Consider the following 21,795-nt stretch of genomic DNA (forward strand, 5'->3'; position numbering starts at 1 on the left):
CAATACCAACGATAGCGTTCGCACCTTTTTCTTTTGCAAGTTCTTTCATTTCGCCCATTGCAATATCACGAGCGTCTTTTAGTTTACTTTCGTAAGCACCAACACGGCCACCGACAACATCACGAACGGAAGCGAATAAATCGCGGACAATATTTGCACCCATAATAGCTTCACCATTTACAATATCAATATACTCAATAATCTCTTTACCTTGAATTCCAGAAGTTGTTGTTACAATCATGACTGACACTCTCCTAATATTTTATAATTTTTGATTAGCTTTCTTATGTCATAGAAAAAGTAGTTCTGGTGCCAAAAATGCTTGATAGAAACATAGAATATTTTTGGCATCAGAAACAAGTCTAGTTTCTTACAGAATGAAAGCAAGGCAATTGTTTAACATATGTATCGCTATAACATATGCAATGGATCTTTTAGAAATAAGATAAGCCGCAGTAAGTATCAACGATCCAGGTAAATAAATAGCAATATCTGAAAGTTGGTTCGTATGAAGAAGTGTAAAAATCATAATCGAAATGATAGATGCAATAGCAGTACCAATATGGTAAGAAAAACGATTTATTAATATGTGGCGAAACACAATTTCTTCAAGTATTGGACCCAGAATACCAAATACAAGCAATGTAAATACAAGCGGTACCTCTGCACCCGTTTCAAGGAGCTGCTCTTGGTTCTCTGGTTGACCAGTTGCTAGAAAATACATAACACACTGTTCCACAATTAACGTAAATAAAACTACCATAGGAATACTTACTATTTTCAAAATTGTCTTCTCTTTAAAATAAGTAAAACTTTCAATAATTTCTTTCCTAAAGCAAATGATTCCTACAATAGCAGGTACAGTAAAACCGATGGCACTAAGAACAAATTCTGATTCAACTAAATTGACATTAGCTAAAAGTGATATGCCAAATAGTATGTACAAGCCAATTTGAAATGGTACAAACAGTGTAAAGATTATTAGCAGAATGATTTCTTTTTTATTCATTTTTATAAAGTTCACTGTATTGCCCCCATAATTAAATTACCTATAATTTTTGATTTTTCTTTCTGCATAACGCTCTCCTTCTAAATATATTTATATAAGATTATAAACCGGACGGTTCGGTCCGAATCGAAATCTAATGATACTACAAGTTTCTAGTTTTTTAAACCCTTTTTATAAAGTATTAACAAAATCAAAATGGAAAAAAGCAAATATATTTATATTTCAGTTGCTTTGTTACAATTTAATTCCAGTAATCATTAATGGTTAATCTTTTATAGAATGAAGTGAAAGTGGGAGTAGTTCAAACACTTTAGCTAAACATATTAATAAAAATTATATATAATAATCATATGTCTATACATTAAAATTAACTATATATTTTTACACCTCTACGATTTTAGATAAAATTAGTTGTATAATATGACTGAACTAAACAATTGGTCATGTCGTTTTGACAGAAGATTCACTTAATTTATGTAGGTAATACAATTTGATTAACTTCTTTTCAAACCGTATTCTTTGAGGTTTCCATAAGATAGGGATTGATAAGATATTTCTGTTCCAAACTTATTTATACTTACAAAAAAATTAAGAAAATAGAGGGTAAACATTACCTAGAATATTAGGATCGTTTTCATTAGGAGGATTACAAAGCATGACTAAAGTTGATAAGGTTAAAGAAAAAATTATTGAAACATCTTTATATTTATTTAATACTAATGGGATAACTCGCACATCCATCCAGGATATAATGACAGCTACTGAACTACCTAAAGGATCTATTTATCGTAGATTCAAAAGTAAAGAAGAAATTGTCCTTGCTGCCTACGACAAAAGTGGTGAGATTATGTGGAGTCATTTTCATAAAGCAATGGAAAATAAAAAGACAGCAATTGATAAAATCCTTGCAATTTTCCTTGTATATCAAGATGCAGCTAATAATCCTCCTATTGCTGGAGGCTGTCCATTACTTAATAGTGCCATTGAAAGTACTGGAGTATTTCCAGAATTACAAAAAGCAGCAGCAAAAGGTTATGATGATACAGTAATGTTAATGGCTTCTCTCATAAAAGAAGGAATAGAGAAACAAGAATTTAAAGAAGATATAGAGGTTATATCACTCGCTTCCTTTCTTGCCTCTTCAATGGAGGGGGCTATTATGGCAAGTCGAGTATCTAACGATAATATACACCATCATTATTTTATTGAACAAATAAAACATCATCTTTTCACTTATTCTAAATAAGTGAGAACTTGCATTGTTTCCATCCAATTTTTATAAAATTAAATTGTGTAAATACCCCTTATAAATAGTAACTTCTGTTTATAAGGGGTATTTGAATAGTTTTTAGATGATGTTTCATGTTTCTTATTGAACGGCTTTGTTATCGTTACTACAGAAAAAATGTGAATTAAATGTTAATTGATTTACATGTTTCAAGCGTATCTATATTGAGTTTGTAAATCTACACAATAAGTTTTCATTATATATTAAGTGTAGTAGAAGTTCAGATAGATAAAATTCGGTAGTCGAATTTTTTTACATAAAGCTGTATAATGCTTGTAACGAAAGGGAAATACAGGAAGGGATTTGTAATGAGTTACTATGGAAAAAGATAAACAACAATTAAGCGTTGAAGTTGCAAGATTATATTATCAATCAGATTATAGTCAGCAAGAAATTGCTAACAAATTAAATATTTCAAGACCAACAATTTCTAGATTGTTAAAGTACGCGAAAGAAAAAGGGTTTGTTCAAATTAGCATCGCTGATCCATTTGCGGATTTAGATAACGTCGGGAATTTACTGAAAGAAAAGTATAACTTATTAGAGGCACATGTTGTATTTTCTCCAGTTCCGGAATATGCAACGATTACAGAGTATATTAGCAAATATGCAGCTGAGTATATGGAAAAGACGGTTAAAAACGGTGATATTGTTGGTGTAAGCTGGGGAATGACGATGTATGAAATCGCTAGAAAAATCGTACCGCAACATGTAAAAGGGGTAGAGGTTGTTCAGTTAAAAGGTGGTATTAGTCATTCGAGTGTAAATACATATGCGAATGAAACAATCGCTTTATTTGCAGATGCTTTTCAAACGACGCCAAGAAATCTCCCCCTTCCAGTTATATTTGATAATGCAGTGACAAAAGAATTAGTAGAGCAGGATCGACATATTCATCACATTATCGAAATGGGGAAACAAGCGAATATTGCAATTTTCACTGTAGGAACAGTGCGAGACGAAGCGCTATTATTCCGATTAGGTTATTTCGATAAGGATGAAACGAGTTTACTCAAAAAACAATCGGTCGGTGACATTTGTTCACGATTCTTTGATGGGGACGGAAATATTAGTAGTGAAGAAATTAATAAGCGGACCATTGGAATTGAGTTAGAAGAACTGAAATTAAAGAAACGCTCTATTTTAGTTGCAGGTGGTAATAGAAAAATCAAAGCAATTGATGGTGCGTTACGTGGCGGGTATGCAAATGTATTAATTATCGATCAGCATACAGCAAAAGAATTGTTACATTATCAAAAAGATTAGAAATAAAAGGCGTTCTCAAGATGTTAATTTTGAGAACGCCTTTTATTTTGTTATGTATGAATGATAGGAGTTTTTTTGAACACAAATTGCCTTTTTAAAAATAATTATGGATATGGAGATACATACTACCATTGTTAACATAAAAATTTTGATTATATATTTGAAATGTTCTTTGTTAGAATGCGCTTTATTTACTACAAGAAAATTCCTTTTAAAAAAGAATGAACAAAATTTCAAAAGTGTATTTACATTTGTTCAACTAAGAGTTAGAATGAAGTTGTTAAAAGATATGAGGAGTGAAGATAATGAACATTGCAAAGTTAATTGACCATACAATTTTAAAAGCTAATACTACTAAAGAAGATGTTATGAAAGTAATCGAAGAAGCAAAGGAATATAAATTCGCTTCTGTTTGTATTAACCCAACATGGGTAAAATTAGCGGCTGATGAACTAGCTGGACATGATGTAGACGTTTGTACTGTAATCGGTTTCCCATTAGGAGCAAGCACGACTGAAACAAAAGCATTTGAAACAAAAGATGCTATTGCAAAAGGTGCAACTGAAGTTGATATGGTAATCAACGTAGGCGCTTTAAAAGATGGTGACAACGAACTTGTTGAAAAAGACATTTATGAAGTAGTACAAGCAGCAAAAGGAAAAGCTCTTGTAAAAGTAATCATTGAAACTTGCCTATTAACAGATGAAGAGAAAGTACGCGCTTGTGAATTATCAGTAAAAGCTGGTGCTGACTTCGTAAAAACTTCAACTGGATTCTCAACTGGCGGAGCAACTGCTGAAGATATCGCATTAATGCGTAAAACAGTAGGACCAAACGTTGGTGTAAAAGCATCTGGCGGTGTTCGTACACGTGAAGATGCAGACAAAATGGTAGCTGCTGGAGCTTCTCGCGTTGGAGCAAGTGCTAGTGTTGCAATCGTATTAAATGATGCAAAAGGTGCTACAGATAACTACTAATCATTAATGAAGTGAAGAGCAATAGATACACAAAGTAAAGTGTATCTATTGCTTTAATAATTGAAAAAAATGTAAGCGGATACGAATGGGAGGAGACGGCTTATGAAATACTTAATTGGTATTTTTGGCCTCGTATTGATTTTAGGTATCGCTTGGCTTGCTAGTAATAATAGAAAGAAAGTCAAATATCGCCCAATCATAACGATGGTTATATTACAATTTATTTTGGGGTTTTTATTATTAAATACAAGTGTAGGGAATATATTAATTAGCGGAATAGCAGATGGTTTTGGAGAGTTATTAAAATATGCCGCTGATGGTGTGAATTTCGTATTTGGTGGATTAGTAAATCAAAAAGAGTTTTCGTTCTTTTTAAGTGTATTAATGCCAATCGTATTTATATCAGCTTTAATAGGTATTTTGCAACACATTAAAGTATTACCTATTATTGTGAAATCTATCGGTCTAGCATTAAGTAAAGTAAATGGAATGGGGAAACTAGAATCATATAATGCAGTTGCTTCTGCGATTTTAGGACAATCTGAAGTGTTTATTTCAGTTAAGAAACAATTAGGGTTATTGCCAGAGAAAAGAATGTATACATTATGTGCATCTGCAATGTCTACCGTTTCAATGTCTATCGTCGGATCATATATGGTGTTATTAAAACCGCAATATGTTGTAACCGCTTTAGTGCTTAACTTATTCGGTGGCTTCATCATTGCTTCTATCATTAACCCGTATGAAGTTACTGAGGAAGAAGATATGTTAGAAGTACAAGAAGAAGAGAAAAAGACTTTCTTTGAAGTATTAGGGGAATACATTATTGATGGATTTAAAGTTGCGATTACAGTAGCAGCTATGTTAGTCGGTTTCGTTGCTCTTATCGCATTCATTAATGCAGTATTTAAAGGTGTAATCGGTATTTCATTCCAAGAAATTCTTGGTTATGTATTTGCACCATTTGCATTTATTATGGGTGTACCTTGGCATGAAGCAGTTAATGCCGGAAATATTATGGCAACAAAATTAGTATCGAATGAATTTGTCGCTATGACAGATTTAGCACAAGGAAACTTTAATTTCTCAGATAGAACGACAGCGATTATATCTGTATTCTTAGTTTCATTTGCAAACTTCTCTTCAATTGGGATTATTGCAGGGGCGGTTAAGAGCTTAAATGAAAAGCAAGGGAATGTAGTCGCAAGATTTGGTTTGAAATTACTATTCGGTGCAACATTAGTAAGTTTCTTATCAGCAACAATCGTTGGCTTATTATTTTAATAGATTCGTATCATATAAAAAGGAATGGTGATTGTAATGAGAATGGTAGATATTATTGCAAAAAAACGTGACGGCAAAGAATTAACGACTGAAGAAATCAAATTCTTTATTAATGGATATACAGACGGAAGTATTCCTGATTATCAAGTGAGTGCGCTTGCAATGGCAATCTTCTTTAAAGATATGACAGATCGCGAACGTGCAGATTTAACGATGGCGATGGTTGAGTCTGGTGAAACGATCGACTTGTCAGCAATTGAAGGAATTAAAGTAGATAAACATTCAACTGGCGGTGTTGGTGATACGACAACATTAGTATTAGGACCATTAGTAGCTGCTTTAGATGTACCAGTAGCAAAAATGTCTGGTCGTGGTTTAGGACATACAGGCGGAACAATTGATAAATTAGAAGCGGTAGAAGGATTCCACGTTGAAATTACGAAAGAGCAGTTCATTGATATTGTAAACCGTGACAAAGTAGCTGTTATTGGACAAACAGGAAACTTAACACCTGCAGATAAAAAGATTTATGCATTACGCGATGTAACAGGAACGGTTAACTCAATTCCTCTCATTGCAAGTTCAATTATGAGTAAAAAAATTGCAGCAGGTGCTGACGCAATCGTACTTGATGTAAAAACAGGTGCTGGTGCATTTATGAAAACAGAAGAAGATGCAAAAGAATTAGCACATGCAATGGTACGTATCGGAAATAATGTAGGACGTCAAACTATGGCTGTTATTTCAGACATGTCACAACCGCTTGGTTTTGCGATTGGTAACGCTCTAGAAGTAAAAGAAGCGATTGATACGTTAAAAGGTGAAGGTCCAGAAGATTTAACAGAATTAGTACTTGTATTAGGTAGCCAAATGGTCGTACTTGCGAAAAAAGCAAATACGTTAGAAGAAGCTCGTGAAATGCTAATTGAAGTGATGAAAAACGGAAAAGCAACTGAGAAGTTTAAAGAGTTCTTAAGCAATCAAGGCGGAGATAGCTCAATTGTAGACAATCCAGAAAAAATGCCACAGGCGAAGTATGTAATTGATGTACCTGCAAAAACTTCAGGTGTTATTTCTAACATTGTTGCAGATGAGATTGGTATTGCAGCTATGTTACTTGGTGCAGGTCGTGCAACGAAGGAAGATGAAATCGATTTAGCAGTAGGATTAATGTTACGTAAAAAAGTTGGCGATGCAGTAAAAGAAGGCGAGCCATTCGTAACAATCTACGCAAATCGTGAAAATGTAGAAGATGTAAAAGCAAAAATTTATGAGAACATCTCTATCGCTGAAACAGCAGTGGCTCCTAAATTAGTTCATACAGTTATTACTGACTAATCATCATTTCGTTTACTTTGAGGGGGAAATAATATGGGTAAGAAAAAATATATTGAAGAAGCAAACAAGATGTTATCGAAAGCGTATATTCCGTATTCTAAATTTCCTGTTGGCGCAGCGTTAGTTACGAAAGAAGGGAAAATCTATACTGGTTGTAATATAGAAAATGCTTCTTACGGTTTATGTAACTGTGCAGAAAGAACAGCAATATTTAAAGCAGTATCAGAAGGTGAGCGCGATTTTAGTTACTTAGTTATTACAGGAGAAACTGATGGACCGATTTCACCATGTGGTGCGTGTAGACAAGTAATTGCTGAATTCTGTGATCCGAAAATGCCTGTATTATTAACGAATGTAAAAGGTGATGAAAAAGAAGTGACTGTTGAGCAGTTACTGCCAGGTGCTTTCTCAATAGAAGATTTAAAATAAATTGAAAAGCCATTCTACAATTATTATTTGTGGAATGGCTTTTTTATTTTCAAAAATTGAATGTAATATTTTGTTCATACTCCGTTCATAAACTTTGCTTAAAATAATTGCAGCGAATATAGAAAGTTTACAACAGGAGGAATAGAATGAAGAAATTATATAATGCGGCATTTATTTACTTAATTATTGGTTTATTATCAGGTGTATTTGCAAGAGAGTATTCGAAAGCACAAGGAATTAAAGGATCCACAATGTTGCAATTAGTGCATACACATGTATTAGTGCTCGGTTTTGTATTCTTTTTAATTGCTTTAGCCTTATGTAAAGTGTTTCATGTACAAGAAACAAAGAGCTTTTGTGCATGGTTTGTTGTTTATAATGTAGGAGTAATCTTTACTATTGCTACAATGCTATGGAGAGGTCTTCTACAAGTAAATGGAACTGACTTTTATGGTTTAAGCCATATGGCTGGATTAGGTCATGTTATTATAAGTGTCGGGCTCGTTTGGTTTATGATTTTGCTCAAAAAGTCTTTTAAGTAGATAGGAGTGGGAAGAGTATGATAGCACTTTTATCAAGTATTTTAGCGGTTTGTATGGCTGTTGGTGTCATGTTTCTGCGCTTTAAAGCAGCGAAAAAACCGGTAACGAAAAAGAAAATTATATTGCCGCCAATTTTTATGAGTACAGGCGCAACGATGTACTTTTTACCAGAGTTTCGATTAACATCGTTAGAAATAGTTGAGGCAATTAGTATAGGGCTTATCTTTTCTATTTTTCTTATTAAAACAACTAAGTTCGAAATAAAAGGCGAACATATATTTATGAAACCGTCAAAAGCATTCATATTTATTTTAGTAGGCTTATTAGCTGTACGCGTGGCATTAAAGTCATATTTAAGCCAATCAATTGATTTGGCAGAGTTAAGCGGTATGTTTTTCTTACTTGCATTTGCGATGATTGTGTCGTGGAGAATTGCGATGTATCGCTCGTTTACTAAATTAAAAAAGACAATAAAAAGAGCTGGAATTTCTATATAGGAAATCCAGCTCTTTTTATGTTTTATTAGAATTCTTTAGCGCGGAACTCATTTGCTTAATTTTAAACGTATTTGAGCATCTTGTAATGCAGCAGGTGTAACGTTAAGACCATTTTGATCAACAATTTTTGTGTTTAATAAAATGGAATCTAAGCTTCCACGAAATGTTTGTGTATAGTTTTGGCGCAACATTTGTTGTTCTTGTTTTTCATCAACTGTTAATCCATTCGCTTTTTCTTTTTTTGACAATTCGTTAATACGGAATAAAATGTTTTTCATTTGTTTCACCTCTAGTTAGATTTAATTACATTAGCTACTTACTAATGTATAGTTATTGTAACCTATCTTTTAATAAGTGTCAATGTCTATAAAATGCTTTGTTTTGTATGTGTATGGATGAGAGAGGATGTAAATGAATACTAATACTTGAAATAGAAAAGATGCTAATATACAATACTATGGTAGGGTATAAAGAGTTGTTGTTTTACATTATGAAAGTAATAAGTAAAAAGGAGTATGCAATAATGAATGCAGTAATTTCAAAGAAAGAAACAATCATCTCATATACGATTGCTATTTTATTTATTTTAGCTATGGTAACAGCTGGTGTGTTATTAAATGATCCGGAAGTCATTTTGCCGGAAATAGCAGCGATGGCAATTGCTTTATGGGCGTATCGTGAGCCAGGATGGTTAAGACAACCAGAAAAAATCTTTATTGCACCGTCAATAACAGCTGTTATTGGTTTTGCAGTGAATCAAATGGATATTTCCTATATAGGAAAAGTTAGCTTAACACTTATATTAATGATGTTGTTTTTATGTGTTATTCAATCCAATTTAGCACCATCCATTGCGACAGGTTTATTACCGTTAGTAACAAATGCGACGGAATGGTCATTTGTTATCGCGGTATTTGCTTTAACATTTATTTTAATGATAGGTGTTCTTATATTTAAATTGAACAACGGTATTGAGCGAAAAGTGCAAATACAGTATAAATATATGACTGTATTTCTAATACTAAATTTCGTATGGATCAGTTTATGCTGGATAACTGGTTATGAACAATTAGCAGTTATTCCACCAATATTAGTTGTTGTGTATGAATCACTTCAAAAGCCGATGTATAATGAAAAAATGGCTTTTAAACAAATATTAGTATTAACTGCATCGGCAACTGTTGGAACTTTATTGTATTTTGCAATTGATTCATGGATTGTAGTCACGTTATTAAATATGATATTAATGGTTATTTTATTAAAAATCGTTGGAGTACGTATTCCAGCAGCGTATGCATTTCCATTATTACCACTCGTATTTCCTGATGAAATGATAAAAATGTTACCAGTAGCTTCATTTGTTGCGGGAGTATTTTTATTTGGTGCAGTACTACTGTATAAAAAGTGGGAGATGAAGCAAAAGGACATGTAGAAGAGTTAAATATAATTTTTAAAAAAGGTAAGTTCAAATGAATTGAACTTACCTTTTTGTATGTATTACCAATATAGAGCAGTATCATAAAGTCCGATTAAAATAAGGAGAACACCGGCTATACGTTGAATGTTTTTTCCTATTTTTCGGCTCTTTTTAAGTAGTGCCCCATTTAATCCTAGATAGGAGATGATGGACATTAATACGACGATAGGCAGAGCAGTTCCTATCGAAAAGAATGTAGGAAACAAGTACCCGTAATTATAGGGTAAAGATAAAGGGAGTAACGTTCCGAAAAATAGCACAAACATAGTCGGACAGAAAGCTAAAGAAAAGAAAAAACCAAGTAAAAATGAGCTGACTTCATTTTGTTTTCGAATAAATTTAATAGGGAAAAGGGTAGAGAAGAAATTTCTTCCTCTTATAATATCTGATAATATTAGACCTATTATTATTAATAAAGGTCCGATCAGTTTGCGTAACCATGGGAAATACAAAGTTAATGTTTGTTGAATTTCTTTTCCTAATAACCAGACTAAAAGTCCAAGTGTCGTAAAAGCTATTACTTTTCCTAAAATGAATAACAGTATATGTTTCCAGGTATGTCCCTTTTGTAAAGATTGATTTCCATAAAGTGTAATAGCGCTAATGTTTCCTGTTAATTGGCAAGGAGCAAGTGTACCTACAATGCCTAATAAAAACGCAAATAAAAGAGGTACTGATTTCGTAGCATTCGCGACATCTATTAAAGGAGACATGAGTTGATAGCTCCATTCACTAATTATTGAAAACACGTTATATTCACCCTTCTAATTAATTTGGAATGTTCCTTCTTTAGTAAGCTGCTTCCATGTTTTACCCTCATCCGTAGAAAGGAACACATTTGCTTTCATTGTAGCAAATACAATTTCAGCTGAATTTTGAGGGTTTTGTGATATATACATAATTGTATCTTTAGGATCTAAAGGTGGAATTTGTATGTTTGTCTCCTCATTTGTAGCAATTGATTTCTTCGTTACGATTTGCTTATTGATAGGCGCGTAAATAACATCTTCATTACTTAATGTAATTGCGGTCGATTCAAGTGATTTAGCGAATATTTCAAACGTATTTCCGTAATCTGTAGATAAGTAAACACCGTCTTTGGCACTTACTGCGACTACACTAGATTGATTCGGATGTACGGAAAAGGAATGAATCGTACTTGAAAGACCTTTTAACTTACTATTTTCCCAATCTTGTCCGTTGTTCGTACTGAAATAAAAACCTTGTTGTAATTTAGAATTTGGACGCTCATTGTATAAATAAATTGCTTCTGTATTATATCCGACAGCAAGGTTATGAAAATCAGATTCTCCGTAAAACGCTAGCTTTTCAAGTGTATTACCGCTATCAGAACTTTTCATTAATCCTAAAGGATTTTTTAAATCTGCTCCTGGTTCAGGATGACCGCTGGCAAAGAACCCGTTCTTCGTTGCCTGAAACCCCATATAATCATGTAATCCAGTCTTAGTTTCAAGCCATTTTCCATCTTGATAAACTTTTATCCCGCTATGAGTGGCGATAGAAACCCCAGATATATTTCCTGCATAGCCAATTCCGTGAATGTGCTCGATTTTTCCAGATGTAATTTCTTTATAGAAGTCTTGCGGACTCGTATTTGCTGTTTCTATATTTTTTGACTCAGATTGCACCGTTTCTTTCTTCACGGGTGCTGTTTCGGTGTTGCTAGAACATCCAGTAATTATGAATAAGGAAGTAATTGCTAACCCTGTTGCTACATAATGTTTCAAAGTTGTGGCTCCTTTCCTATATATGAGATTTTAAGTATATGGAATAAATGTCAAGAAATTGTGGAGTGGTATGCATAATGTAGATTAGATGGGCACTAGTAAGGGGGGATTTTCCTTTTTCTATGAGTACTATTAATTGACGAAAAATTGTAACAATAATAAAATGAATTGATTAGATCATTAGTTTTTTAATCATACATAGAACGCTAGGGGGATTATCATGAAATCAACATTTTTTGCTCAAAATAGAGAACGATTAGCAAACACATTACCAGAGGGATCTATTACGATTTTATTTGCGGGACAAGCACCGCATATGTCAGCTGATGCACATTATAAATTTGTACCGAATCGTAATTTTTACTACTTAACGGGAATCGATGAACCAAATGTTATTTTTATGCTGAAAAAGGTTGGAAGTAGTGTTGAAGAAACACTTTTCATTGAAAAGTCAGATCCAGTAATGGAAAAATGGGTCGGTAAAACAGTTTCTAACGAAGAAGCAGAGAAAATTTCAGGTATAAAGAAAGTTGTATATTTAGATAGCTTTGAAAAGACAATGTCAAATATACTTTTTACAGAAAATGCGAAGCATCTATATTTAGATATAGAACGTCGTGATTGGAATGGTACGGAGACAAAAACATTAGCATTTGCTAAACATGTAAGAGAAAAATACCCACACGTAACAATTGGTAATGTATATCCGAACATTTGTGAATTACGAGTATTTAAAACAGAGGAAGAAATTGAAATTATTAAAGAAGCGATTGCTATAACGAAAGACGGTATTTACAACGTACTTAAGCATGCAAAAGCAGGCATGATGGAGTATGAATTAGAAGCACAATTTGATTTTACACTGAAGTCATCTGGCATTAAGTACCATGCGTTCAATACAATTTTGGCGAGTGGGAAAAATGCTACAGTTCTTCATTATGAAGATAATGATGCACAAATTCAAAATGGTGACTTAGTATTACTAGATTTAGGTGCTCAAAAAGACTACTATAACGCTGATATTAGTTATACATTCCCGGCAAATGGAACATTCTCTAGTCGCCAAAAACAAATTTATAATATTGTATTAAAAGCATTAAAAGAAACAACAGAGATTATTAAGCCAGGATTAAAGTTCGCTGCATTAAATGAGCATACAAAAAAGGTACTGGCAGAAGAGTGTAAAGCAATTGGTTTAATTCAAGAAGATGAAGAGTTATCAAAATACTATTATCATGGTGTCAGCCATTTCCTTGGTTTAGATACACATGATGTAGGAACATATAAAGATAGAGTGTTAGAAGAAGGTATGGTTATAACAATTGAACCTGGTCTTTATATTGAAGGAGAATCAATTGGAATTCGTATTGAAGATGACATTCTTGTAACGAAAGACGGGTATGAAAACTTGTCAAAAGATATCATTAGGGAAGTTGAAGAAATTGAAGAATTTATGAGTGTAAATAATGAACATGTAAAAGGAAACCAAGCTGTAGTTAAATAATAAAAGAGTCATCACTAATTTATTTGAACTTTATCTCGAATCGTGGACAATTAAAAAATCCATGATTCGGGATAGGGTTCTTTTCTTCGAAATACTAATCTTTAATTATTAATCCTAATAAAGTAGCAAACTGAACAGCTTGATATGTCGATACTTTACATCCTCTTAAATCGTTCACTGAAACTGTAAGTGTATCAAAGGTAGAAGAACTAATATCTATCCCCTTCAGTGATGTCTGATCAAAATTAGCTTCATCAAGACTACATAATTGGAATTCAACTTTTTTAAGTTTACAGTCAAAAAAATCTGCATTATTTAATGAAGTTTCATTGAAGATGATTTTTTCTAGTTTAGAATTTCCAAATGCCGCTAAATTCAAAATTGAATTCTCAAATTTAACATTTCCTAAGCTAGATCCTGTGAAATTTACTCCGATTAATTTACTGTTTTTAAATTCGACTCTGTGAACAGAAGAATTACTTAAATTAACATTTGATAAATCACAGTTTTCAAAACAAACATCTGTAATATCAATATTGCTAAAGTCTGTATTAGTAAACTTACAGTTTTTTATCACCGCATCATATAACCGCACTCTATCTACAGATTCATTTTCGAAAGTGGAGTCTATAATTTCACACACTTCCAATGTTGGATCTTCTTCATAAAAAATATCTTGAAAATTCTTTGAAGATAACTCTGGTGAAATTTTTGGTCTATCAATTTTCATCGTATATCAATCCTCTTCTATTTGATATATTTGTGTAATTTGAGTCCATTGTCTGTGAGGAACATTAGTTCTTATTATACAGAAATCTAAGTTCTTTTGTGAAGAGCATTTTAGCTGCATTTTTCTTATTTAATAATAGCAGTGTTATTGTTTCTTAAGAAATAACGTCAAAACAAATACGAGAACGGCTAATATAGTCGCTACAAGGAAAGCATTTTGTATTACTAAAATATTCGTCTCTTGTAATGTCTCCGCTTTTAGTAATTTTCCAATTAGCTTACGTAAGAGCTAATTACATCTCCTTATTTTCTTGAAAATCAACTTCTATAATGATTTTGAAAAAGAATAAGGAGGGATTGTCCATGAAGCGAGTTGTATTAGCAGCCGTTACTGTCTCTGTAATATTTTTAATTGCTGCCTGTTCTGTGACGACAAATACAACAAATGATCATAAAAATATGAATGATAACAAAACACTACAGACTGAAACAGCTACAAAACCATTGAAGGTTGAAAAAGGGCCAGAAGTTACTTTAATAGCGAAAGAAGAAAAGCAAAAATTAAGTAACGGTGTTATTGTTCCAGTCTGGACATTTAATGGCTCATCTCCTGGTCCAGAAATTCGAGTGAAAAAAGGTGAAAAGGTGAAAGTGACATTAAAAAATGAATTATCTGCACCAGTATCTATTCATTGGCATGGATATCCTGTCCCAAATAACATGGATGGAATTCCGGGCGTGACACAAGATGCAGTTGAACCAGGAAAAAGTTTCACTTACGAATTTGAAGCGAACGTACCAGGAACGTACTGGTATCACTCGCATCAAGATTCTGTAAATCAATTAGATAGAGGTTTGTATGGAGCGCTCATTGTAGAGGATACAAAGGAAAAATATGATAAAGATTACACATTACTGTTGGATGAATGGGTTACAGATAAAGAAGAAATTAAAAAGCAGTTAAAAGAAATGACAAAAGGGCAAATAGGTAATAAATCTAAAGGTGATGAAAATACGAAAAAGAATGATGATAAGAACGGCATGGATCATTCTGGTATGGACATGGGCAGTGATCAAAAAGACTCTGGCAATATGGCAGGAATGGACCATGGAAATATGAAGATGGAAGGTCATGATATGAGTATGTATGATTTATTCACAATCAATGGAAAAAGCGGTGATTTAGTAGTGCCATTGAAAGTGAATAAGGGAGATAAAGTTCGTCTTCGACTTGTTAATGCTGGTTATCTATCACATGATATACATGTTCACGGTCATGATATAAAAGTAATTGCGACAGATGGTCAACCAATAAACAATCCAAAAGTTATAAAGGATAAAGTAATTTCAATCGCACCGGGTGAACGTTATGATATTGAATTTACTGCTAATAATCCTGGGAAGTGGTATGTTGAGGACCATTCAAAAAATAAAGGTGCAAAAGGAATGAAAGCTGTTATTGAGTATGATGGCAGCAAAGAGATGAAAGATAAAGCAGATGAAAAGGGAAAATTAGCGAAATTAGATATGACGAAATATGGTGCTAAAAAATTAGGTAGTTTCACGTTAAATCAAGAGTATACTGCCACATATAATATGGACTTAAATACGCAAATGAATGAAAATGAAATGGTATATACAATTAACGGAAAGGTATTTCCGGATATTGACCCAATTCAAGTAAAAAAGGGTGATTTAGTAAAAGTGAAATTGGTAAATCGTTCTAAAATGGATGATCACCCAATGCATTTACATGGTCACTTCTTCCAGGTGTTGAGTAAAGATGGAAAACCGATAGAAGGTTCTCCAATTGTAAAAGATACATTGAACTTAAAACCAGGAGAAGAATATGAAGTAGCCTTTGTAGCAGACAATCCCGGTGAGTGGATGTTCCACTGTCACGACCTACATCATGCTTCAGCAGGGATGGTAACGGAAGTGAACTATACAGATTATAAATCTGACTATGTTCCAAACCAAAACATTCCTAATAAGCCAGAATAATAGGAAGCAGTTATCCTATGGATAGCTGCTTATTCATTTTTGTTGCAAGTACTAATGTATATGTTGATTATGCCCAGGTGAAGGTGCAGGAGTATGATCTGGGAATGTCGCGAATACGGCAACGATAATTACTACACTAATTGAAAGGAATAACAAAAAACGACGTTGGATAAAAGTAGAAAAGTTCTCCGATAACAATTGAATCACACAGGACATAGTAATCGTTATAGTAAGTAAAAGGCTAATGAACAATATACTATGAGCTTGTTGAGCGTTTAACATTTCTGTAATCATTGCTCCCATCATACTTGCCATTAATCCAGAGAACATTCCTTCTAAAGCAGTATATAGGTGAAAACGTAGACCCACTAAAAAACCGATAAAACCACTAATTAAAATAGCAAGTAAAGTAGAATATAGTAATTCCCCCTTAAAGAGAATGCCTAAATAAAAACCAATACTTAAACCGATACTCATACTAAAAGACATAATAAATACCATATACTCCATTAGGGTACCCTTACGTTTAGAAATATTGGATACAATAAGAATTGAGGTACAGCAAAGTGTTAAGGTAGTTAACGTATAAGCAAACATTATGATACCTCCTTGTCCTATCGTTCATTTCATCATATGTGTACTTATGATAATTTATATCTGCATATTATCTGCACAATTTCATAGATGTAAGCAAAGGAACGCTTGATTTTTTAGGGCGTCTTTTTTAATTGTAAGCATGTGAAAGAAATTGTTATATTATGAGTTTCTATTGTGAAGCCATAAAGAATAAGCGTATAATATTATAGGTCTCCCATTTGCGAGACAAACCGCGAATGATAAATAAGATTGTTGTTTTATCATCGCTTCTAAACATATAGACAATGAAAGTAACACTGGAATACAGATAGGGAGTTATAAAATGAAATTAATTATTGCCGAGAAACCAGATCAAGGGTTGGCTCTTGTTTCACAGTTTAAATATCGCCGGAAAGATGGATATTTAGAGGTAGAAGCGAATGAGTTATTTCCAAATGGAGCGTACTGTACATGGGCAATTGGTCATTTGACGCAGTTATGTAATCCAGAGCATTATCACGCAGAGTGGAAAAAATGGTCACTTAATACATTACCGATGATTCCAGAGCGTTTTCAATTTGAAGTAACAAAGTCAAAGTATAAGCAATTTAACGTTGTGAAACAGCTGTTACATAATCCACAGGTAACAGAAATTATTCACGCAGGCGATGCTGGGCGTGAAGGGGAACTAATCGTACGAAATATTATTAATCTTTGTAACGTGCAAAAGCCTATGAAGCGTCTATGGATTTCGTCTTTAACGAAGCAAGCTATTTATCAAGGGTTTAAAAATTTACTTGATGAATCAGATACAATTAATACGTATTACGAAGCATACACGAGATCTTGTGCTGACTGGGTTGTTGGCATGAATGCATCACGTGTGTTTAGTATTTTGTTAAAGAAAAAAGGAATGAATGATGTATTTTCTGCTGGTCGTGTCCAAACACCAACGTTAGCATTGATTGTAAAGCGTGAAAAAGAAATTGAAAACTTTAAGTCAGAGCCTTTCTGGGAAGTGTTTGCAACCTTTAATATAGAAGGAAAGAAATATGACGGGAAATGGGAGAAGGATAATGAATCCCGCTTAAAAGACCCTGATATGGCGAATAAAATTGCGGCATTTTGCCAAGGGAAACCGGCTGTTGTGAAGGAAATGAAAACGGAGCGTAAAGAGTTTCAGCCGCCGCTTTTATTCAACTTATCATCACTGCAAGCAACGGCAAATAAAGCCTTTAAGTTTTCACCGAAAAAGACGCTTGATATAACGCAAGCACTCTATCAAAAAGGGATTGTTTCTTATCCACGTTCAGATTCTAACTATGTTACTCAAGGAGAAGCAGCGACTTTCCCTGATATTTTACAGAAGTTAAGTCAGTTTGATGAATATAAAGGCTTATTACCGGCACCAATTGAATCCATTATGAACAATAAGCGTTATGTGAATGAAAAGAAAGTAACAGATCACTACGCAATTATTCCGACAGAGCAAGTTACAAACCCAAGCAGATTATCAGGTGATGAAAAGAAAATATACGATATGATCGTAAGAAGGCTTATTGCAGCTCATTATGAAGTTGCAATCTTTGACTATACAACGATTGTAACGCTTGTAGATGAACGTGCTGAATTCATTTCAAAAGGAAAACAGCAAATTCAAGAAGGTTGGCGTAAAGTTATTTTCCAAGACGATAAAGATGACGAAACCATTCTTCCAATTGTAGCTGAAGGTGAAGAAGGAAAAGTTGTAAAGGTGAAAGTGAAAGAAGGAAAAACACAGCCACCGAAGCGTTATACAGAAGGACAACTTATTACGTTAATGAAAACAGCCGGTAAGTATTTAGAGAATGAAGAGCTAGAGAAGGTATTGAAGAAAACAGAAGGTTTAGGTACGGAAGCGACCCGCGCGGGTATTATTACGATGCTGAAAGACCGTAAATATATAGATGTAAAGAAAAACCAAGTGTATGCGACTGATAAAGGAAAAGTATTAATTACCGCAATTGGTGACAAAATACTAGCTTCACCGGAAATGACTGCGAAATGGGAACAGCGTCTTGCGGAAATTGGTGAAGGTACAGCTTCACCAGCAACTTTTATGGAACAGACGAAAAAGCTATCAGCTAAAATTATTGAAGACGCAGTGGAAATGTCTGAGAAGTGGGATTTCACGGGACTACATGTTGAATCGATTGAACGAAAAGGATCGAAATTTACAACGGGTAAAAAGGTTGGTAGCTGTAAAAAATGTGATGGCGATGTAATTGATAAATCAACGTTTTACGGTTGTTCTAACTATAATACAACGCAATGTGATTTCACCATTTCAAAGAAGATATTAAGTAAAACAATTTCGCAAAAGAATATGACAAAGCTCTTAAAAGGTGAAAAGACTGATTTAATTAAAGGCTTTAAAAAGGGCGAGAAAACGTTTGATGCGAAATTAGAGTGGAAAGATAATAAGATTAATTTTGTATTTGAGAATTAATTTGTTAAAAGAGCATGACATAAAACTGTCATGCTCTTTTGTTTTTTCTTTTATATAAAATTTAACAATAAAAAAAATCCTTTAAATAATAATTTTTTATTGTAAAACGATAAATTTTGTATTAAAATCATAATAAATGAGTGAGGTGCTTTTGTTAAAAGGTAACAACCTTATTTTTAAAATTAGAGGAGGTATAACTATGAATATTAACAATTTGATTGTTAAACATATGGATAACCCCCATGAGTTGGAGAAGATGTATAGAAAAGATCCGAAAGCTTTTAAAAAAGCATTCTCACAAGCATGGGACCAAAACCCTGATTCCCAGGTTCTAGGTGCTTGGTATGAAAGGTTGCATTTCAAGGAGAAAGTAAATAAAGAAAAAACATCTTTGTTTCAAAAAGGTTTCTTATTCATGGGCCTTTTAGCTATTTTGGCCGGCATAAGCACCAGGATCATTTTCCACTTTGTTGAGCAGGAAGCAATTGCTCCAATAAACTTGGCTTTTGGTGTAATTCCCTTTATTGCTGCTTATTTTGTTTACAATAATAAGCCGAAAAAAAGTATTATTTATTCCCTTATAGCGTTATTCCTAGTTTCCGGGGTGTATCTTAATACATTGCCAATAAATTATAAAGACAGTACGATACTTGCTTATTTACATCTTCCTATATTTTTATGGGTCTTAGTAGGGCTTGCATTTACAGGAAATGAATATTCAAAAGGCAGTACAAGATTAGCCTATATTAAATTTAATTTAGAATATTGTCTTCTCTACGGGAGCATGGCAGTGAGCGGAATGATACTAGCAATATTCACCATGCGTTTATTTAGCTTTGTTGACTTAGATATAGGAGAATTCTATTTTAGTAATGTTGTTTTATTTGGAGCAGCGGCTCTCGCTATTGTGGCTGCATACTTAGTATCAATGAATCTTAAGCTTGCTAAAAATATTACACCATACATATCTAAAATTTTTAGTCCTCTCGTCCTGATCACGTTGCTTATCTATCTTATAACGGTAATTTGGGTGGGGAAAAATCCGTTCTTGGATCGCAATTTCCTAATGGCTTTCAACGGAATACTCCTTGGTGTATTGGCTGTTACCATATTTTCTATCGTTGAAAGTGACTCGGACGAGAAAAAGAACATTTCAGATTATATAAATTTTTCCTTAATTGTTCTGGCACTTATTATTGACACTGTCGCATTGTCAGCCATAGTATTCAGACTTTCTTCTTACGGGATTACGCCTAATAGACTTGCTGTTTTAGGAGTAAATGTACTGATTTGGGCAAATCTCATTTGGATTATGTTTTCCTATATGCGTTTCTTGCAAAACAAATCAGGACCAAAAGCTATCCAAGATGCCGTTACGAAGTATTTGCCAATATACGGACTTTGGGCAGCTTTCGTTATATTTACGTTTCCTATCATTTTTAATTAGAAAGGATCTGTTAATGCGGGAGTGGTGAGGGCTAATAATCATTGGGGGATGAACAAAACCCCCAATGATTAAAGTTTCACTTTATTATAATTGGTATTATTATGTTTGTAGTTTCGGTAATTTCATTTGTAATGATAAATAAGAAATAAGTGTTGTATGTAATCTTTCCATAATAAAAAACGTCCCAAAATGGGACGTTTTTTATTATGCGTATTGCCGTTTTTTCTTAATAAGCAACAAAACTTGTGACACACAAGCTAGTACCGGTAACTCAATCAATGGTCCAATAACGAGTGCAAGTGCGATAAGAGGTTCGTCTGGAAAAGCGGTTACAGCGATAGCGAGTGCAACAGGTGAGTTTCTTGCTAACGTTGTTAAGCTTAGACTTACTGTATCTTTGTAAGATAAATGCATCATGTGCCCGATAAATTGTCCTAGTAAAAAATTAATGATGAAGAACAATAGAACAGGAACGAGTAATAATAAAACAACATTCATATTTTGTAGTAAATATTTACCTTGTGATGCAAACATCGCTACTATTGCTAAACTTAAAAATACAATTTGAGCAGAGCTGAAAAACGGAATGAGTTTATTCTCGAGAGTTTCAGCTTTTTTCATTTTATTCATAATGAACTTTGTAGCGTGTGCAAGTATAAATGGTAAGACGATTACGATAACAATACTTTCTACTAAAACAGAAATCGCTACAGTTTTCATGACACCAGCAAATAAAAATAAATAAATGGGAAGGAGCAGTACTTGCAAAATTAAATTTACAGGTAAAATTGTAGTAGAAAGTGCTACATTACCTTTCGCTATTTCAGTAAAGATTAAGTACCAATCTGTACATGGAGTAACCATTAACATTATAAATCCAACCCAAAGTGCTGGATGATCGGAAAGAAATAGTGCTCCTAACCCCCAAGCGAGTAAAGGTGTCCATAAGAAGTTAATAGTAAGACTTGTTCCAGCAAATTTTAAATTGCGAAATCCGTTTTTTATTTCTTTTAATGGAATGCTGAGGAATAATCCATATAGCATGAAAAATAAGAAGGGGACAATAAATTTGTCTGAATACGAATGTATCATATTAAATTGTCCGAGTACGATGCCGCATGTAACAGCAAAAAGAATAATAAAAGTTTGAATCTTTTCTATAGTGCTCATGAATAAATCCTTTCTATATATG

At 33.5% G+C, this 21,795-nt stretch carries 21 protein-coding genes; 13 read left to right on the plus strand and 8 right to left on the minus strand.

Features of this window, described 5'->3' with window-relative positions; translation table 11 throughout:
* Positions 1–241, minus strand: a 241-nt coding sequence (locus HMPREF2590_RS09710; RefSeq protein WP_070861392.1) for a heavy metal-binding domain-containing protein, incomplete at its 3' end; no start/stop codon positions are given.
* Between the two features lie 129 nt (positions 242–370).
* A complete protein-coding gene (locus HMPREF2590_RS09715) occupies positions 371–1,024 on the minus strand; it encodes a CPBP family intramembrane glutamic endopeptidase (protein ID WP_050821767.1) in 654 nt (217 codons plus the stop codon).
* 640 nt (positions 1,025–1,664) lie between these two features.
* On the opposite strand from HMPREF2590_RS09715, the gene HMPREF2590_RS09720 reads away from it, so the two are divergent.
* The 8 genes from HMPREF2590_RS09720 (at position 1,665) to HMPREF2590_RS09755 (ending at position 8,630) form a co-directional block, all read left to right on the plus strand.
* The gene (locus tag HMPREF2590_RS09720) at positions 1,665–2,255 is read left to right on the plus strand and encodes a TetR/AcrR family transcriptional regulator (RefSeq protein ID WP_000169648.1); all 591 of its coding nucleotides are present in this window, start codon (positions 1,665–1,667) and stop codon (positions 2,253–2,255) included.
* A 360-nt stretch (positions 2,256–2,615) separates the two neighbouring features.
* A complete protein-coding gene (locus HMPREF2590_RS09725; RefSeq protein WP_000409782.1) occupies positions 2,616–3,563 on the plus strand; it encodes a sugar-binding transcriptional regulator in 948 nt (315 codons plus the stop codon).
* Between the two features lie 305 nt (positions 3,564–3,868).
* Positions 3,869–4,540 (plus strand): deoxyribose-phosphate aldolase, encoded by a 672-nt coding sequence (gene deoC / locus HMPREF2590_RS09730; RefSeq protein WP_001017441.1) that lies wholly within the window; start codon positions 3,869–3,871, stop codon positions 4,538–4,540.
* Positions 4,541–4,642: 102 nt separating this feature from the next.
* The gene (locus tag HMPREF2590_RS09735; RefSeq protein ID WP_000876173.1) at positions 4,643–5,824 is read left to right on the plus strand and encodes a NupC/NupG family nucleoside CNT transporter; all 1,182 of its coding nucleotides are present in this window, start codon (positions 4,643–4,645) and stop codon (positions 5,822–5,824) included.
* Between the two features lie 36 nt (positions 5,825–5,860).
* On the plus strand, positions 5,861–7,162 hold the full coding sequence (locus tag HMPREF2590_RS09740) for a pyrimidine-nucleoside phosphorylase (protein ID WP_001983022.1): 1,302 nt from the start codon (positions 5,861–5,863) through the stop codon (positions 7,160–7,162).
* A gap of 33 nt (positions 7,163–7,195) precedes the next feature.
* Positions 7,196–7,591, plus strand: a complete 396-nt coding sequence (locus HMPREF2590_RS09745; protein ID WP_000516778.1) for a cytidine deaminase — start codon at positions 7,196–7,198, stop codon at positions 7,589–7,591.
* Positions 7,592–7,737: 146 nt separating this feature from the next.
* A complete protein-coding gene (locus HMPREF2590_RS09750) occupies positions 7,738–8,133 on the plus strand; it encodes a DUF2871 domain-containing protein (RefSeq protein ID WP_000737863.1) in 396 nt (131 codons plus the stop codon).
* A gap of 17 nt (positions 8,134–8,150) precedes the next feature.
* Positions 8,151–8,630 carry a CcdC family protein gene (locus HMPREF2590_RS09755; protein WP_000561046.1) on the plus strand — a complete coding sequence of 160 codons (480 nt, stop codon included), beginning with the start codon at positions 8,151–8,153 and terminating at the stop codon, positions 8,628–8,630.
* 47 nt (positions 8,631–8,677) lie between these two features.
* On the opposite strand, the gene HMPREF2590_RS09760 is transcribed toward HMPREF2590_RS09755, so the two are convergent.
* The gene (locus HMPREF2590_RS09760) at positions 8,678–8,908 is read right to left on the minus strand and encodes a DUF896 domain-containing protein (protein ID WP_000789773.1); all 231 of its coding nucleotides are present in this window, start codon (positions 8,906–8,908) and stop codon (positions 8,678–8,680) included.
* A 245-nt stretch (positions 8,909–9,153) separates the two neighbouring features.
* Here HMPREF2590_RS09760 and HMPREF2590_RS09765 point away from each other — a divergent pair, with 245 nt between their 5' ends.
* A complete protein-coding gene (locus HMPREF2590_RS09765; protein WP_000994720.1) occupies positions 9,154–10,062 on the plus strand; it encodes an HPP family protein in 909 nt (302 codons plus the stop codon).
* 65 nt (positions 10,063–10,127) lie between these two features.
* Here HMPREF2590_RS09765 and HMPREF2590_RS09770 read toward each other — a convergent pair whose 3' ends face one another.
* Together HMPREF2590_RS09770 and HMPREF2590_RS09775 are read right to left on the minus strand one after the other, a co-directional pair.
* Entirely contained in the window at positions 10,128–10,856 is a 729-nt protein-coding gene (locus tag HMPREF2590_RS09770; RefSeq protein ID WP_002061125.1) for an urease accessory protein UreH domain-containing protein, read from the minus strand.
* Between the two features lie 15 nt (positions 10,857–10,871).
* Positions 10,872–11,855: a F510_1955 family glycosylhydrolase gene (locus HMPREF2590_RS09775; protein ID WP_000683836.1), complete on the minus strand. Its 984-nt coding sequence runs from the start codon at positions 11,853–11,855 to the stop codon at positions 10,872–10,874.
* A gap of 220 nt (positions 11,856–12,075) precedes the next feature.
* On the opposite strand from HMPREF2590_RS09775, the gene HMPREF2590_RS09780 reads away from it, so the two are divergent.
* Entirely contained in the window at positions 12,076–13,359 is a 1,284-nt protein-coding gene (locus tag HMPREF2590_RS09780; RefSeq protein ID WP_000842970.1) for an aminopeptidase P family protein, read from the plus strand.
* Between the two features lie 94 nt (positions 13,360–13,453).
* Here HMPREF2590_RS09780 and HMPREF2590_RS09785 read toward each other — a convergent pair whose 3' ends face one another.
* Positions 13,454–14,089 (minus strand): pentapeptide repeat-containing protein, encoded by a 636-nt coding sequence (locus HMPREF2590_RS09785; RefSeq protein WP_000687273.1) that lies wholly within the window; start codon positions 14,087–14,089, stop codon positions 13,454–13,456.
* Positions 14,090–14,451: 362 nt separating this feature from the next.
* On the opposite strand from HMPREF2590_RS09785, the gene HMPREF2590_RS09790 reads away from it, so the two are divergent.
* The gene (locus HMPREF2590_RS09790) at positions 14,452–16,092 is read left to right on the plus strand and encodes a multicopper oxidase family protein (RefSeq protein ID WP_030025079.1); all 1,641 of its coding nucleotides are present in this window, start codon (positions 14,452–14,454) and stop codon (positions 16,090–16,092) included.
* A gap of 51 nt (positions 16,093–16,143) precedes the next feature.
* Here the strand turns inward: HMPREF2590_RS09790 and HMPREF2590_RS09795 are convergent, their stop codons facing one another.
* The gene (locus tag HMPREF2590_RS09795; RefSeq protein ID WP_000458545.1) at positions 16,144–16,689 is read right to left on the minus strand and encodes a hypothetical protein; all 546 of its coding nucleotides are present in this window, start codon (positions 16,687–16,689) and stop codon (positions 16,144–16,146) included.
* A gap of 322 nt (positions 16,690–17,011) precedes the next feature.
* Between HMPREF2590_RS09795 and topB the strand changes: the two genes are divergently transcribed.
* Entirely contained in the window at positions 17,012–19,156 is a 2,145-nt protein-coding gene (topB, locus tag HMPREF2590_RS09800) for a DNA topoisomerase III (protein WP_000766766.1), read from the plus strand.
* Positions 19,157–19,355: 199 nt separating this feature from the next.
* Positions 19,356–20,603: a DUF4153 domain-containing protein gene (locus tag HMPREF2590_RS09805; RefSeq protein WP_001024714.1), complete on the plus strand. Its 1,248-nt coding sequence runs from the start codon at positions 19,356–19,358 to the stop codon at positions 20,601–20,603.
* Positions 20,604–20,807: 204 nt separating this feature from the next.
* Here HMPREF2590_RS09805 and HMPREF2590_RS09810 read toward each other — a convergent pair whose 3' ends face one another.
* Complete coding sequence (locus HMPREF2590_RS09810; RefSeq protein ID WP_050821768.1) at positions 20,808–21,773, minus strand: arsenic resistance protein; 966 nt, start codon at positions 21,771–21,773, stop codon at positions 20,808–20,810.
* Positions 21,774–21,795: the final 22 nt, after the last annotated feature.

Origin of the sequence: Bacillus sp. HMSC036E02 (genome assembly GCF_001836235.1) — a bacterium.
GTDB lineage: Bacteria > Bacillota > Bacilli > Bacillales > Bacillaceae_G > Bacillus_A > Bacillus_A cereus.

Excerpts from the sequence above, each read along its gene's own strand:
- HMPREF2590_RS09760 (WP_000789773.1), bottom strand. The coding sequence starts at position 8,908 with ATGAAAAACATTTTATTCCGTATTAACGAATTGTCAAAAAAAGAAAAA.
- HMPREF2590_RS09725 (WP_000409782.1), top strand. The coding sequence starts at position 2,616 with ATGGAAAAAGATAAACAACAATTAAGCGTTGAAGTTGCAAGATTATAT.
- HMPREF2590_RS09750 (WP_000737863.1), top strand. The coding sequence starts at position 7,738 with ATGAAGAAATTATATAATGCGGCATTTATTTACTTAATTATTGGTTTA.
- HMPREF2590_RS09740 (WP_001983022.1), top strand. The coding sequence starts at position 5,861 with ATGAGAATGGTAGATATTATTGCAAAAAAACGTGACGGCAAAGAATTA.
- HMPREF2590_RS09755 (WP_000561046.1), top strand. The coding sequence starts at position 8,151 with ATGATAGCACTTTTATCAAGTATTTTAGCGGTTTGTATGGCTGTTGGT.
- HMPREF2590_RS09745 (WP_000516778.1), top strand. The coding sequence starts at position 7,196 with ATGGGTAAGAAAAAATATATTGAAGAAGCAAACAAGATGTTATCGAAA.
- HMPREF2590_RS09785 (WP_000687273.1), bottom strand. The coding sequence starts at position 14,089 with ATGAAAATTGATAGACCAAAAATTTCACCAGAGTTATCTTCAAAGAAT.
- HMPREF2590_RS09790 (WP_030025079.1), top strand. The coding sequence starts at position 14,452 with ATGAAGCGAGTTGTATTAGCAGCCGTTACTGTCTCTGTAATATTTTTA.
- HMPREF2590_RS09795 (WP_000458545.1), bottom strand. The coding sequence starts at position 16,689 with ATGTTTGCTTATACGTTAACTACCTTAACACTTTGCTGTACCTCAATT.
- topB (WP_000766766.1), top strand. The coding sequence starts at position 17,012 with ATGAAATTAATTATTGCCGAGAAACCAGATCAAGGGTTGGCTCTTGTT.
- HMPREF2590_RS09810 (WP_050821768.1), bottom strand. The coding sequence starts at position 21,773 with ATGAGCACTATAGAAAAGATTCAAACTTTTATTATTCTTTTTGCTGTT.
- HMPREF2590_RS09780 (WP_000842970.1), top strand. The coding sequence starts at position 12,076 with ATGAAATCAACATTTTTTGCTCAAAATAGAGAACGATTAGCAAACACA.
- HMPREF2590_RS09765 (WP_000994720.1), top strand. The coding sequence starts at position 9,154 with ATGAATGCAGTAATTTCAAAGAAAGAAACAATCATCTCATATACGATT.
- HMPREF2590_RS09805 (WP_001024714.1), top strand. The coding sequence starts at position 19,356 with ATGAATATTAACAATTTGATTGTTAAACATATGGATAACCCCCATGAG.
- HMPREF2590_RS09735 (WP_000876173.1), top strand. The coding sequence starts at position 4,643 with ATGAAATACTTAATTGGTATTTTTGGCCTCGTATTGATTTTAGGTATC.
- HMPREF2590_RS09720 (WP_000169648.1), top strand. The coding sequence starts at position 1,665 with ATGACTAAAGTTGATAAGGTTAAAGAAAAAATTATTGAAACATCTTTA.
- deoC (WP_001017441.1), top strand. The coding sequence starts at position 3,869 with ATGAACATTGCAAAGTTAATTGACCATACAATTTTAAAAGCTAATACT.